This window comes from Streptomyces sp. NPDC048603 (assembly GCF_043199475.1).
In the GTDB taxonomy this organism is placed as follows: domain Bacteria; phylum Actinomycetota; class Actinomycetes; order Streptomycetales; family Streptomycetaceae; genus Streptomyces.
The window spans coordinates 1-13,281 of record NZ_JBICVY010000027.1; the positions used below are offsets into that span (position 1 = coordinate 1).

The following is a 13,281-nucleotide window of genomic DNA, read 5'->3' on the forward strand; positions in this document are numbered from 1 at the left end:
CCGCCGTGTGGGCAGGCGTGCCGCAGGGCGGCACGGGTGGGCACACGGCACACCGGCCCGCGCCGGACGCGCAGCGTGTGCCTGCACCCCGACCCCGCTCACGGGTCGGACCCCGTCCGGGCGGAGCTCCGCTCCGGGTGGTGCCGGGTCGGGCGGAGCCCCGCCCCGGGGCAGCGGCTGCGGCCAAGCCAGCCATCGCTTCGGTGGGGCGGGAGCGTTGCCTGCGGAGCGGCGTTCCGGTGTGCCCACCCTCCCCCAAGCTCTCGACTTCGCTCGAGCAGGGGGCACCCCCATCGCCCTGCGGAACGCCTGCCCACACCTTCCGCGGAGCCGCGCCCGCAGCTTTCACGGAGCGGTCAGCGGGGGGCGCGGGCCAGTTGGCGGGACTGGGCCACCAGGTGGTCTGCCGAGTCCCAGATCTCCGCGTCCTCCTCCAGGAAGCCACCGGCCAGGTTCCGCGTGGTGATGGAGACGCGGAGCGGGCCGGGGGCCGGGCGGCGGCGGATGTGGGTGGTGAGTTCGACCGTCGGGGCCCAGCCGACCAGGCCGAGGTCGAAGGCGGTCGGCGGCAGGGCGTCGACGGCGAGGAGGAGGGACAGCGGGTCGGCGTCGCGGCCGTCGGCGAGTTCGAACCACGCGCGCATGTCGCCCTTGCCGGAGGGGGCTCCGACGGCCCAGCCCGCGGTCGCCGGGTCCAGGCGGAGGCGGAGCCGGTCCACGATGGCGGTGCTGCCCGGGATGGGCGCCGGGCCGGCCTCGGCGCCGAGGCAGTGCTCGTACGCGGGGATGGCCGGCGGCAGCGCGGTGGTGCGGACGTCGTCGGGCAGGGCGTCCAGGTCGCCGTAGGAGGCGAGGACCCGGATGCGTTCGATCTCCGCGCCCGTCTCCGGGTCGTACTGCAGCAGGCTGGCCTGGCCGGTGGAGAGGGTGCGGCCGGACCGGACGACCTCGGTGCGGATCACCGCCGGGCCCGGCACCGAGGCGCTCAGGTAGTGCGCGGAGACGGTGAAGGGGTCGGGGTGCGGCAGGGCCGCGGAGAGCGCACGGCCGACGAGGGCGAGCAGGTAGCCGCCGTTCACGGCGCTGATGATCGTCCAGCCGGCGGAGAGTTCGGCGTCGTACACCCCGGGCTGGTCCGCGCGCGGAGTGACCGCGGTGTCGCGGTCGAATTCGCTGTCACCGATGGGTGCCGAGGTGCTGGTGTCGGCCGCTGCGTGCGTCATGGAGCGACCGTACACCGTTCTATTACTAAGCGGTAGCTTTTTGAGGGCCCGGCCCCGGCCCCCGCGGCTTCCCCTTCTACGGCTCCTCCTTCACCGACGAGCGGCGGTTCCAGGCCAGCGGGGCCTTCCAGTGCAGCCGCATCGCGCCCAGCCGCAGGACGAAGGTGGTGATCACGGCGATGGCCGTGGTCATGGTGTCGAGCGCGTCGAAGGCGATGAACAGCGCGACCATGGTGGCGCCGACCAGGGCCGGCACGGCGTACATCTCGCGGTCGCGGAGCAGCGAGGGCACCTCGTTGGCGAGCACGTCGCGCAGCACACCGCCGCCGACGGCCGTGGCCACACCCAGGGCCGCCGAGGCGGTCAGCCCGAGTCCGTACTCGTACGCCTTGGTCGTGCCGGTCACGCAGAACAGCCCGAGACCCGCCGCGTCGAAGACGTTGATGGCCCGGTTGATCCGCTGGACCTCGGGGTGCAGGAAGAAGACGATCGCCGCGGCGATCAGCGGGGTGACGAAGAAGCTGAGCTCGCCGAAGGCGGCCGGCGGGACGGCTCCGATGACGAGGTCGCGGAAGAGGCCGCCGCCGAGCGCCGTCACCAGCGCGAGGACCGCGATGCCGAAGACGTCGAAGTTCTTGCGTACGGCGAGCAGGGCGCCGGCGGTGGCGAAGACGAAGATGCCCGCGAGGTCCAGGGCGTGCTGGATGCCGGGCGGGAAGAGATCGTGAAGCACCGGCCCATTGTGTCCCGGTCGGGGCCCGGCCCTGGAATGCGGGCCTCCGCACACGCCCGCGCGGCGGGGCGGGTGGCTGGTCCACCCGCCCCGCCGCGCGGTCGGTGCGGTGCGTTGCGTACGGCGTCAGGCCGAGGGAGACGGGGCCGGAGCCTCCGCCGCCTCCGGGAGGGCCGCGTCGCCCGGCGCCTGGTCCGGGCCGTTCTCCGGGTGGTGGCAGGCCACCTGGTGACCGGTCTTCAGCGCCAGCAGCGGGGGCTCCTGCGTCTTGCAGATCTGCGTCGCCTTCCAGCAGCGCGTGTGGAAGCGGCAGCCGCTCGGCGGGGCGATCGGCGAGGGCACGTCGCCCTTCAGCAGGATCCGGCCGCTCTTCGCCCCGCGCCGGCGGGGGTCCGGGACCGGGACCGCCGACAGCAGGGCGTTGGTGTACGGGTGCATCGGGGACTCGTAGAGCGAGCTGCGGTCCGCCAGCTCCACGATCTTGCCCAGGTACATGACCGCGATGCGGTCCGAGACGTGCCGGATGACCGAGAGGTCGTGGGCGATGATCACGTAGGTGAGGCCCAGCTCCTCCTGGAGGTCGTCCAGCAGGTTGACCACCTGGGCCTGGATCGACACGTCCAGCGCGGACACCGGCTCGTCCGCGACGACCAGCTTCGGCTTGAGCGCGAGCGCGCGGGCGATGCCGATGCGCTGGCGCTGGCCGCCGGAGAACTCGTGCGGGTAGCGGTTGTAGTGCTCCGGGTTCAGGCCCACCAGGGACAGCAGCCGCTGGACCTCCGCCTTGACCCCGCCCTCCGGGGTGACCCCCTGGAGCTTGAACGGGGCCGAGACGATCGCGCCGACGGTGTGGCGCGGGTTCAGCGAGCCGTACGGGTCCTGGAAGATCATCTGTACGTCGCGGCGGAGCGGGCGCATGCCCGAGACGCCGAGGTGCGTGATGTCCCTGCCCTCGAACTCGATCTTTCCGCCCGTGGGCTCCAGCAGCCGCGTGATCAGCCGGCCCATCGTCGACTTGCCGCAGCCGGACTCGCCGACCACGCCGAGGGTCTCACCGCGGCGGACGTCGAAGTCGATGCCGTCGACGGCCTTGACGGCGCCCACCTGGCGGCGCAGCAGCCCCTTGCTGATGGGGAAGTGCTTGACCAGGCCGGTCACCTTGAGCAGGGGTTCCGGGGAGGCCGCGGACTGTGCGGGAAGCGTCGCGGCGCCGCTCTGCTCGGCGTCGGCGCCCGTCTTCTTGATGTCGGTCACAGCTTCGGCGCAATCTCTTCGGTCCAGATCCGGGTCCGCTCCTCCTGCGACATGTGGCAGGCGGACCAGTGCCGGTCGCCGTCCGGGGTCACCAGCTCCGGACGCACCGTCCGGGTCAGGTTGTCCTTCGGTACGTCGGCGTACGGGCAGCGCGGGTTGAAGGCGCAGCCGCTCGGGATGTTGATCAGGCTGGGCGGGGAGCCCTTCACCGGGATCAGGCGCTCGGTCTGGTCGCGGTCGATGCGCGGCATCGAGCCGAGCAGGCCCCAGGTGTAGGGGTGCTTGGGCTCGTAGAACACCTTCTCGGCGGAACCGCGCTCCACGCACCGGCCGCCGTACATCACCAGGATGTCGTCGGCCATCTCGGCGACCACCCCGAGATCGTGCGTGATCATGATGACGGCGGAGCCGAACTCCTTCTGCAGGTCCCGGATCAGGTCCAGGATCTGCGCCTGGACGGTGACGTCCAGGGCGGTGGTCGGCTCGTCCGCGATCAGCAACTCGGGGTTGTTGACCAGGGCCATCGCGATCATCGCGCGCTGGCGCATGCCGCCGGAGAACTCGTGCGGGTAGGCGTCGACGCGCTGGCCCGGCTCGGGGATGCCGACGCGGTCGAGCATCTCGACCGCCCGCTTCTTCGCGGTCTTCTTGTCGACGTCGTGGTGCGTCCGGTACGCCTCGATGATCTGGTGCCCGACCGTGTAGTACGGGTGCATGGCGCTCAGCGGGTCCTGGAAGACCATCGCCATCTTGCGGCCGCGCAGCCGGCGTACCTCGTCGGCGTCGGCGCGGAGCAGCTCCTCGCCGTCGAGCCAGACCTCGCCGCCGATGGTGGGGCGGCTGCGCGCGTTGCCGGTGCGGTGCAGACCCATGAGGGCCAGCGAGGTCACCGACTTGCCGGAGCCGGACTCGCCGACGATGCCGAGGGTCTTCCCGCGCTCCAGGTCGAAGGAGAGCCCGTCGACGGACTTGACCAGGCCGTCGTCGGTCGGGAAGTGGACCTTGAGGTCGCGGACGGAGAGGAAGGCCTCCCGGGTCTCGCCGCCGGTCTCACTGCGGGGCCCCGACTGCTCCGGGATCAGGGGGGTGGTGCGGTTCTCGGTCACGTCAGCCTCACGCGCGGGTCGATGACGGCGTACAGCATGTCCACGATCAGGTTCGCCATCACGACGAAGAGCGCCGCGAGCAGGGTGACACCCATGATCACGGGCAGGTCGCCGTCCCTGATCGCGCCGACTGCCGCCGTGCCCAGGCCCTGGAAGTTGAAGGTGGTCTCGGTGAGGACGGCGCCGCCGAGGAGTCCGCCGAAGTCCAGGCCGAACATGGTGACGAGCGGGGTGAGGGTGGAGCGCAGGGCGTGCTTGCGGATGACCACCCGCTCGGTGAGCCCCTTGGCGCGGGCCGTGCGGATGTAGTCCTCGCCGAGCACCTCCAGCATCGTGGCGCGGGTGATGCGGGCGTAGGTGGCGGCGAAGAGGAAGGCCAGGGTGACCCAGGGGAGGATCATGCTGTTGAGCCAGGCTGCCGGGTCTTCGGTGAGCGGCCGGTAGTTGGAGACGTCCAGCCAGCCCAGGCCGTAGACGAGGACCGCCGGGGCGAGCATGCCGGTGAAGAAGATCGGCAGCGAGACACCGGCCAGGGCGCCGACCATCACTGTCCGGTCGATCGCCGTCCGGCGTTTGAGTGCCGAGATGACGCCGGTCATGACTCCCGCGAGGACCCAGATCACGGCCGCGCCCAGGGCGAGCGAGACGGTGACCGGGATACGGTCCAGCATCATGTCCCACACCGGCGTCTCGCTCTTGAACGAGTAGCCGAAGCAGGGGGCCGGGCAGTGCGTCGTGTCGACGCCGTTGTCGTAGTCCCGGCCTGCGACGATGCCCTTCACGAAGAGCAAGTACTGCTCGGAGATGGGCTTGTCGAAGCCCATCTTCACGCGGATGCCCGCCAGGGCGGTCTCATTGGTCTCGCGGCCGGCGTACATCAGCGCGGGATCGGACCCGGTGATCTTCGGCACCGCGAAGAAGATGCCGAAGGTGACCACGGAGACCACCAGCAGCGTGGCGACGACGTTGAAGAGTCGCCGGATGAGGTAGACGAGCACTGCAGTCGGCCGCCAGGGCCGGCGGCCGCCGCCCCTTGTGGGGACGGCAGCCGCCGCCTGCGGCCTTCACCTGCCCTTCGGACTAGCGCATGTGCGGTGAAGGCACGTGCCTGACTGTTACTTGACGACGCCCACGGTGGCGAGGTCGATCTTGCCCAGGGACTCGTTGAAGTAGACGTTCGTCAGACGCGGGTTGTGGTAGACGAAGGCCTTGTCGAAGTTGATGGGCAGGTACAGGGCCTTCTCCATCACCTTCTTGTTGATGTCCGTGTAGAACGGCGCGGCCTCTTCGGGGGTCTTGGCGGCAGCGGCGTCGTCGAACAGCTTGTTGATCTCCGGGTCGTTGATCTCGGAGTAGTTGTTGTTGCCGTTCGGCAGGATGAAGGAGCCGTCGACCAGCGGCTGCAGGAAGCCCGCGCCGGAGTTGTAGTCGGCGCCCCAGCCCATGACGATGATGCCGTAGCCCTTCTTCTTCACGTTCTCGGGCGAGCCGATCGTGGAGGAGGAGAGCTTGCCGTCGTACTGGTCGATCTTGGCCTTGATGCCGACCTTGTCGAGCGCGGCCTGCAGGGACTCGGCGGTCTTGACCTCGGCGGCACGGTTGTTGCGGACCGCGATGGTGGTCTCGAAGCCGTCAGGCTTGCCGCACGCCTTCAGGGCCTCCTTGGCCTTGTCGGTCTGCGGCTCGCCCTTGGTCAGGCCCCACGGGTCGTAGGACTTGTCGGAGCCGGGGATGCCGGGCGGCAGCATGTTCGCGCCGAGGTCACCGGAGGTCGGGCCGCCACGGGCGGTCTGCAGGGACTTCGGGTCGGCCGCGTAGATGACGGCCTTGCGGCACTCGATGTTGTCGAACGGCGCCACGGTCTGCGGGAAGACCATGTAGCGGATGTAGCCCGTGAACGGGTTGTCCGCGTGCTGCTTGAGCTTCTCGTCCTTGAGGACCTTGTTCTTCGCCGCGGTGAGCAGACCGGTGCCGTCGACCGCGAGGTCGATGTCGCCGTTGAGCAGGCGCTGGTCCATGTCCTCGGCGTTGGTGGTCACCGTGAAGGAGACCTTGTCCGGCAGACCCTTGCGGATCGTGTCGGTCTTCGGGTCCCAGTGCTCGTTGCGGACCAGGGTCGCGCCCTTGCCGGCGGTGAAGCTCTCGACCTTGTACGGGCCGGTGGAGACCGGCTGGTTGGTGTACTTGGCGCCGGTGTCCTTGGCCGCCGGGACCGGCGAGGAGGACGGCATGGCCAGCAGGTAGCTGAAGTCCGAGTTTGCGGACGCAAGGTTGAAGACGATGGTCTTGTCGTCCGGCGTCTGGACCGACTTCAGACCCATCTTGTTCGGGTCGGTGTCCTTGTACGGGCCGGGGTACTTCTGGCCCTGGTCGAGGACGTCGATCAGGTACGTCGGACCGCCGGACAGCACGTCCTGCGCGAAGACGCGCTCGATGCCGTACTTGATGTCCTTCGAGGTGATCGGCGTGCCGTCCTCGAACTTCACGCCGTCCTTGAGCTTCAGCGTGTAGGTCTTGCCGTCGTTGCTGATCTCGGGCAGCGACTGCGCGAGGTCCGGGACCAGCTTGGTGCCGTCCTTGCCGGGCTTGCTGTCGTACGCGAGCAGCTGGCGCACGTACAGGCGCTGCATGTTCCACACGAAGCCGTAGTAGGCACGCGCCGGGTCGAGGTAGTCGACGTCCTGCGGCGACCAGAGCTTGAGCTCGCCGCCCTTCTTGTCGGACGCGTTCACGACGCCCTTGGTCGCGGCGTCGAAGGCGGCACCGGAGGCGCCGCCCTTGTCGGCCTTGGTGTCATCGCCGTCGCCACCGCACGCGGCGGTCAGCGACAGAGCGGCGATCACTGCGGTGATCGCGAGTGCCTGCTTTCTGCGGATCACGATGGGTCCAACCTCCATGAGTGGGTGAATCGTTGAAGCGGTTCAGCTGCCCTTGGGGTCGAGTGCGTCACGCAGCCCGTCCCCGAAGAGGTTGAACGCCAGGACGGTGATGAAGATCGCGAGACCGGGGACGACCATGAACATGGGGGCGTCCTGGTAAATGGGGACGGCGTCGGACAGCATCTTTCCCCACGACGCGGTGGGAGGCTTGACGCCGGCACCGAGGAAGCTGAGGGCCGCCTCCGTCAGGATGTTGGTCGGGATGATCAGCGTGGTGTAGACGAGGATCGGCGCGACCAGGTTGGGCAGCAGCTCCTTGATCAGGATGTAGCCCCGTCCGGCGCCGAGGCTGCGGGCGGCCTCGACGTACTCGCGCTCGCGCATCGAGATGGTCTGGCCTCGGACGATGCGCCCGATGTACGGCCAGCCGAAGAAGCCGATGACGATGACCAGGACGCCCATCCGGACGCCGGTGCCCTCGAAGCCCCAGACGGAGTTGGGGACAACGGAGACCAGGGCGATGGTGAAGAGCAGCTGCGGGAAGGCCAGCAGCAGGTCCATCACCCGGCTGATCAGTGCGTCGACCCAGCCACCGAGGAAGCCCGCGAGGGCGCCCAGCAGGCTGCCGATGATCACCGAGACGAAGGCGGCCAGGAAGGCCACGGTCAGGGAGATGCGCGCGCCGTAGACGATCCGGCTGAAGATGTCGCGGCCGTTGACCGGCTCCACGCCCAGCAGGTAGTCCGAGCTCATGCCCCCGAAGGAGCCGATGGGGGTGCCGAACTCGGGGTCGATCATCTCCTCGTGGAACTCGTTGGGCGGGTGGCCCAGCAGGCTCACGATCTGCGGCGCGAAGACCGCCACCAGGACCAGGAAGATCACGACGATGCCGCCGGTCAGTGCGACCTTGTCGCGCTTGAGCCGCATCCAGGCGATCCGGCCCGGTGAGCGGCCTTCGATGGCCTTGGCTGGGACGTCGGCTACGGCAACGGCCGCGGGTGCTTGTTCCGCGCTCGTGTCATGCAGTGGTGCCGTCATCGTGGTGGGGACCCCTCTCGGCCGACGGGTGAGCCGGCCCATGCCCGCCGCTGTGGCGGCGTTGGTGCGGAGTGGCGCTGTGAGTGCGAGTACAGGGCAGTGCGATTGCTGCAGAGTGCTGCGAGTGGTACGGCGAACGGTGGTGCAGTAGGTGCTGCGGATGCCGCGTGCGAACTGCGCGCGCCGACCCCTCGGTTGGGAGGACTGATCGGCTCTTGGTGGGGGAGTCTTCATCGGGCCGTCGACCAGCCGCCAGACCCGCAGATGAATGGATGCGCAACCGTGATGTGAGGGTCGGGTTCCCGTTATCCGGACTTCATTGCCGTCTCAGCGGAGCAACACAGTCCGTTCGGTACGGAAGTGGACATCGTGCCCAACTGTCGCCAGCTGTGCGTTATTTGGGCCCAAGGACCGCCCAAATCCGGACAACACAAAGGCCGCACAGAACGATCTGTTCCGTGCGGCCCGATGCCGGCGCGCGGACCACCCCGGAGGGGGTCGCGGGATGTCTCAGTAGCCGGACGCCTGCGCCTCGCGGTCGTAGAAGGGGCGCGCCTGGGCCCTCAGCCACATCGCGACCGGGTCGTGCTCGTCGGCGAGCGCGACCGTGCAGACCGGCACGCCCTCGGGGACGGCGGTCACCGACTGGCGCATCATCTCGCGCACCGACTCCAGTGCCGCGGGCGAGGCGTCGTACAGGTCGAGCCCGACGGCGAGGTACGGCTGGCCGAGGGCCGGCTGCACCCAGGCCCGGCGGAGCGAGCGGACGGCGGGGGTGCGGTGCGCGTGCTGGGTCAGCAGCCCGTAGAACTGCGGCAGCTCCAGCGCGGGCTCCGAGAGCCGCAGCGGCCCGGCCGGCATCCGGTCCAGGCCGGTGGCCACGCGGCGCAGGTCGGCCCAGGGGATGCCGAGGCCGCCGCCCGGGTCGTGCGGGTTGATCCACAGGCCCCAGCGGTCGGGGTAGAGGGCGCGGGCGATGTCCCGGCCGGTGACCACCTCGTACGCGCGGTTCCAGCCGCTCGCGGCGAGCTCCTGCGGGGAGGTCACACAGGGCGCGTAGCCGAGCCCCTCGACCTCCATGCCGCCGTACTGGGCGTCCGGGGAACCGGGCTGCCCTTGCCAGAGCAGCATCCACAGCCGGCCCTCGCCGAGCGCGTGCAGCAGTGACTCATAGCTGTCATAACGCCCGGGGGCCACCTGGCGCAGCATGTGCTCGACCCGCCCGGCCGCGGCCGTGCCTGACGCACTCACCCGGTACCCCTCTTCGTCTCTTTGTCCGCCCGTCAGCCCGGAAGGCCACCAGCTTACGGGTGCCTAGGGCAGATAGAACGGGCGCACGCGCTCGCGGATGTGCTCGGCCACCAGATCGTCGGTGGCGTCGAGCAGGATCAGGTGTACCGGCCACGGCGGCTGGACCCGGTTCAGGGCGCGGGCCAGGGCGTCGAGCGGGACGTCCCGCTCCTCGGGCCGCTGTCCCAGCAGACGGACACCGATGTAGAGCTCGGGGGCTCCGCCCTCGACGCTGGCGAGGCAGCGGTGGGCGGAGGCGACGACGCCGGTGGCCCGGAACTCCTCCCCCGCGGCGGCGAGGAAGTCGACGGGGTCCTCCTGCCAGTCCGGCTCGAACAGCCGGACCCGGCCTCCGCTGGGGCCGCCGTACGGGACCTGGCCGGCCCGGCAGAGCTCGGCGACGGCGGGCGGCGGCAGCGGGACGCCGACGGCACCCTCGGGGTTCAGGGCGATGCCGAGCTGCGGGGGCAGGCCGCGGGCGAACTCGGCTGCCGGGGCGACGGCGAAGTCCATGCCGGGGCCGGCGCAGGCGAGGAACTGCTGCTCGCTGGAGTACACGGGGACGTAGGCCGCTCCGCCGATGTCCATGGTGGGCAGCCGCAGGCTGGCGCTGTCCGGCCCGCCGCCGGCCGGCAGGGGCACCCAGACACTGCTCCGGGCGAGGACCTCCAGAATGCGGGGCCCGGCCTCCGGGTCGCCCAGCGCGGCCCCCAGCACCTGCTCCAGCTCGTTGGCGGGCCAGCCGCCCTCCTGCCCCTGCATCCCTGCGCCTCCCTGCTCCTGCGTTCGTGCCCGAGGTTAGAGCACCGCCCTGCGGCACGATCGCCCACACCTCGGCGGAGGTGCCCGCACCGGGCCGGGGCCGGCGGGACCGGCTACCCGCGGAAGGCCATGCGGGTGAGGCGGTTGGCCGCGGCGCGGTCCAGGAGGGTCGCGGAGGCGCAGCCCGCCGGGAGCCGGCCGGCCGCGACGGAGCCGAGCAGCCGGCCGACGGCGCCCCGGTGCCGGGCGAAGGCGTACGCCGTGACGCCCCGGCCCCGGGCCGCCTGCCCGGACAGCGCCTCCGCCGGGCTTGCGTCCAGCAGGACCAGGTGGAGGTCGCGGCCCCGGCGCCGGGCCGCGCGGGCCAGCAGGCCGCGGACCCAGGCCTGGGTGCCGCAGTCGTGGACCACCACGGAGCGGCCGGAGCGCAGGACCCGGGCCAGGCCGGCGTAGTGCGCGATCCGGACCAGCGGGCGGTACAGCCCGTAGGGCAGGGCGGCCGGCATCCGGTGCTCCCAGCGCTCGCGGACGTCCTGCGAGTCGATGGCGGCGTCCTCTTCCGCGACCGTCCGCTTGATCAGCGTGCTCTTGCCGCCGCCGGGCAGCCCGGACACCACCACGATGTCGCCCTCGGCGAAGCCCAGGCAGGACGGGCCCGCGGCGCGGCCCCGCAGGTCGCGGACCGCGGTCACGGGGGCCGTGCCCTCCGCCGCCCGCGCCGGGACCCCGCGCTGCACCGGTACGCCCGCCGCCGCGGCCGACGTCGCCGCCGCCGATGCCGCCGCCGTCGCCGTCGCCGTCAGTCCGAGTCTCCGCACCGCACTCGCCTCCCCCGAATCGGGTCACCGGGATTCACCAGGAGTTCCCAGGACCCTTTCCCACTGAGTGTAAAGAGACGGTAATCCCGCGGTTCCGGTTCCGCCGGGCCCGTCCGGCCTTCGAGACCGCGGGAGGGCCGTCGGGCAGCCCGGCGGGCGGGGTCGCGGGACGTGGCCTCCCGCACACACTTCCGGGCCCGGCCGCCCATCCGGCCGCATCCCGTGCAATGATGTGCGCCAACTGGACACCCAACTGCATACCGGCCGCTTGAATCCGCGCGGGAGAGTCCCGGCAGCCCCTTCGAGGGCGCCGGGCGCCGAAGGAGCAAGAACCTCCCTTGAATCTCTCAGGCCCCGCACCGCGTGGATGAGGCAGATCTGAAAAGCGAGCCGCGCTCCGCCGCGGTTCCACCCAAGGTGCAAGCCGAGCCCGACCCCGTACGCGATCCGGTCCACGGGTGACCGATCCGGTTCCGTACGTGACAGAGACTCTCGGCGAACCTCTCAGGTTCCGATGACAGATGGGGAGGATCGTCCTCGTCATGTCATGCCGATGCCCTGGGACCTGGGAGCCGTACCGATGAGCAATGCCCCCCGTCTGACCGCGCTCGACGCGCTGCACCGTGAGCTCGGTGCCACCATGACCGACTTCGCGGGCTGGGACATGCCCCTGCGGTACGCCAGTGAGCGCGACGAGCACAACGCCGTCCGCACCAAGGCGGGCCTGTTCGACCTCTCCCACATGGGCGAGATCACCCTCACCGGCCCCGAGGCCGTCAAGGCCCTGGACTACGCGCTGGTGGGCAACATCTCCACGGTCGGCGTGGGCCGCGCCCGCTACACCCACATCTGCCGGGAGGACGGCGGAATCCTGGACGACCTGATCGTCTACCGCCTGGGCGAGACCGAGTACATGGTCGTCGCCAACGCCTCCAACGCCCAGATCGTGCTCGACGCCCTGACCGAGCGCGCCGCCGGCTTCGACACCGAGGTCCGCGACGACCGCGACGCCTACGCGCTGCTCGCCGTCCAGGGCCCGGAGTCCCCCGGCATCCTCAAGCAGCTGACCGACGCCGACCTGGACGGCCTGAAGTACTACGCGGGCCTGCCCGGCACCGTGGCCGGGGTGCCCGCGCTGATCGCGCGCACCGGCTACACCGGCGAGGACGGCTTCGAGCTGTTCGTGAAGCCCGAGCACGCCGTGGCGCTGTGGCAGGCGCTGACCGAGGCGGGCGCGGACGCCGGCCTGGTCCCGTGCGGCCTGTCCTGCCGGGACACCCTGCGCCTGGAGGCGGGCATGCCGCTCTACGGGCACGAGCTGACCACCGCGCTGACCCCGTTCGACGCGGGCCTGGGCCGGGTCGTGAAGTTCGAGAAGGAGGGCGACTTCGTCGGCCGCTCGGCCCTGCAGGCCGCCGCCGAGCTCTCCGAGACCAAGGCCCCGCGCAAGCTCGTCGGCCTGATCGCGGAAGGCCGCCGCGTGCCGCGCGCGGGCTTCGCGGTGGTCGCCGGCGGCCAGGTGATCGGCGAGGTCACCTCGGGCGCCCCGTCCCCCACCCTGGGCAAGCCGATCGCGATGGCGTACGTCGACGCGGAGCACGCCGCGCCCGGCACCTCCGGCGTCGGTGTGGACATTCGAGGTACCCATGAGGCGTACGAGGTCGTCGCGCTGCCCTTCTACAAGCGGCAGAAGTGACGCCGTTCCCTTCCGGGACCCGTCTCACGTTTCAAGACCAACGTTCATCAGCACTCCCCTCATCCAGGAGAATCAGGTCATGAGCAACCCCCAGCAGCTGCGCTTCACCAAGGAACACGAGTGGGTCACGGAGGTCGACGCGGACGGCGTCGCCACCGTCGGCATCACCGAGTACGCGGCCAACGCCCTCGGTGACGTCGTCTTCGCCCAGCTCCCCGAGGTGGGCGACACCATCACCGCCGGCGAGACCTGCGGCGAGCTGGAGTCCACCAAGTCGGTCAGCGACCTGTTCGCCCCGGTGACCGGTGAGGTCACCGCGGCCAACCAGGACGTCGTGGACGACCCGGCGCTCGTGAACACCGCCCCGTTCGAGGGCGGCTGGCTGTTCAAGGTCAAGATCACGGGCGGCGAGGACGACCTGCTGTCCGCCGACGAGTACACCGCGTTCACCGCGGGCTGACCTCCCACCACACCAGGGATAG

The 13,281-nt window shown here is 70.8% G+C and carries 12 protein-coding genes and 1 riboswitch; of the genes, 2 read left to right on the top strand and 10 right to left on the bottom strand.

From position 1 onward, the window contains the following. Positions 1–356: 356 nt before the first annotated feature. The 10 genes from ACGFQ9_RS37860 to ACGFQ9_RS37905 form a co-directional block, all read right to left on the bottom strand. Positions 357–1,223, bottom strand: coding sequence for a thioesterase family protein (locus tag ACGFQ9_RS37860; protein WP_393580403.1), 867 nt, complete (start codon positions 1,221–1,223; stop codon positions 357–359). 76 nt (positions 1,224–1,299) lie between these two features. Continuing rightward, positions 1,300–1,956: a trimeric intracellular cation channel family protein gene (locus ACGFQ9_RS37865; RefSeq protein ID WP_393580404.1), complete on the bottom strand. Its 657-nt coding sequence runs from the start codon at positions 1,954–1,956 to the stop codon at positions 1,300–1,302. Between the two features lie 126 nt (positions 1,957–2,082). After that, positions 2,083–3,210 carry an ABC transporter ATP-binding protein gene (locus ACGFQ9_RS37870; protein WP_393580405.1) on the bottom strand — a complete coding sequence of 376 codons (1,128 nt, stop codon included), beginning with the start codon at positions 3,208–3,210 and terminating at the stop codon, positions 2,083–2,085. Further along, positions 3,207–4,292: an ABC transporter ATP-binding protein gene (locus tag ACGFQ9_RS37875; protein WP_393580462.1), complete on the bottom strand. Its 1,086-nt coding sequence runs from the start codon at positions 4,290–4,292 to the stop codon at positions 3,207–3,209. The genes ACGFQ9_RS37870 and ACGFQ9_RS37875 overlap by 4 nt, the downstream gene beginning before the upstream one ends. A gap of 20 nt (positions 4,293–4,312) precedes the next feature. Beyond that, the gene (locus ACGFQ9_RS37880; protein ID WP_393580406.1) at positions 4,313–5,314 is read right to left on the bottom strand and encodes an ABC transporter permease; all 1,002 of its coding nucleotides are present in this window, start codon (positions 5,312–5,314) and stop codon (positions 4,313–4,315) included. Between the two features lie 117 nt (positions 5,315–5,431). Continuing rightward, positions 5,432–7,213, bottom strand: a complete 1,782-nt coding sequence (locus ACGFQ9_RS37885) for an ABC transporter substrate-binding protein (RefSeq protein ID WP_393580407.1) — start codon at positions 7,211–7,213, stop codon at positions 5,432–5,434. A gap of 24 nt (positions 7,214–7,237) precedes the next feature. Next, the gene (locus ACGFQ9_RS37890; RefSeq protein WP_393580409.1) at positions 7,238–8,233 is read right to left on the bottom strand and encodes an ABC transporter permease; all 996 of its coding nucleotides are present in this window, start codon (positions 8,231–8,233) and stop codon (positions 7,238–7,240) included. A gap of 510 nt (positions 8,234–8,743) precedes the next feature. Beyond that, complete coding sequence (locus ACGFQ9_RS37895) at positions 8,744–9,484, bottom strand: enhanced serine sensitivity protein SseB C-terminal domain-containing protein (protein WP_393580411.1); 741 nt, start codon at positions 9,482–9,484, stop codon at positions 8,744–8,746. A 63-nt stretch (positions 9,485–9,547) separates the two neighbouring features. Further along, complete coding sequence (locus ACGFQ9_RS37900) at positions 9,548–10,285, bottom strand: enhanced serine sensitivity protein SseB (RefSeq protein ID WP_393580412.1); 738 nt, start codon at positions 10,283–10,285, stop codon at positions 9,548–9,550. A 113-nt stretch (positions 10,286–10,398) separates the two neighbouring features. Then, entirely contained in the window at positions 10,399–11,103 is a 705-nt protein-coding gene (locus ACGFQ9_RS37905; RefSeq protein ID WP_393580414.1) for an AAA family ATPase, read from the bottom strand. 269 nt (positions 11,104–11,372) lie between these two features. Next, positions 11,373–11,475: riboswitch (glycine riboswitch) on the top strand. 208 nt (positions 11,476–11,683) lie between these two features. Between ACGFQ9_RS37905 and gcvT the strand changes: the two genes are divergently transcribed. Together gcvT and gcvH are read left to right on the top strand one after the other, a co-directional pair. Then, positions 11,684–12,799: a glycine cleavage system aminomethyltransferase GcvT gene (gcvT, locus tag ACGFQ9_RS37910; protein ID WP_393580416.1), complete on the top strand. Its 1,116-nt coding sequence runs from the start codon at positions 11,684–11,686 to the stop codon at positions 12,797–12,799. Positions 12,800–12,878: 79 nt separating this feature from the next. Continuing rightward, on the top strand, positions 12,879–13,259 hold the full coding sequence (gene gcvH / locus ACGFQ9_RS37915) for a glycine cleavage system protein GcvH (protein WP_393580417.1): 381 nt from the start codon (positions 12,879–12,881) through the stop codon (positions 13,257–13,259). Positions 13,260–13,281 lie beyond the last annotated feature (22 nt).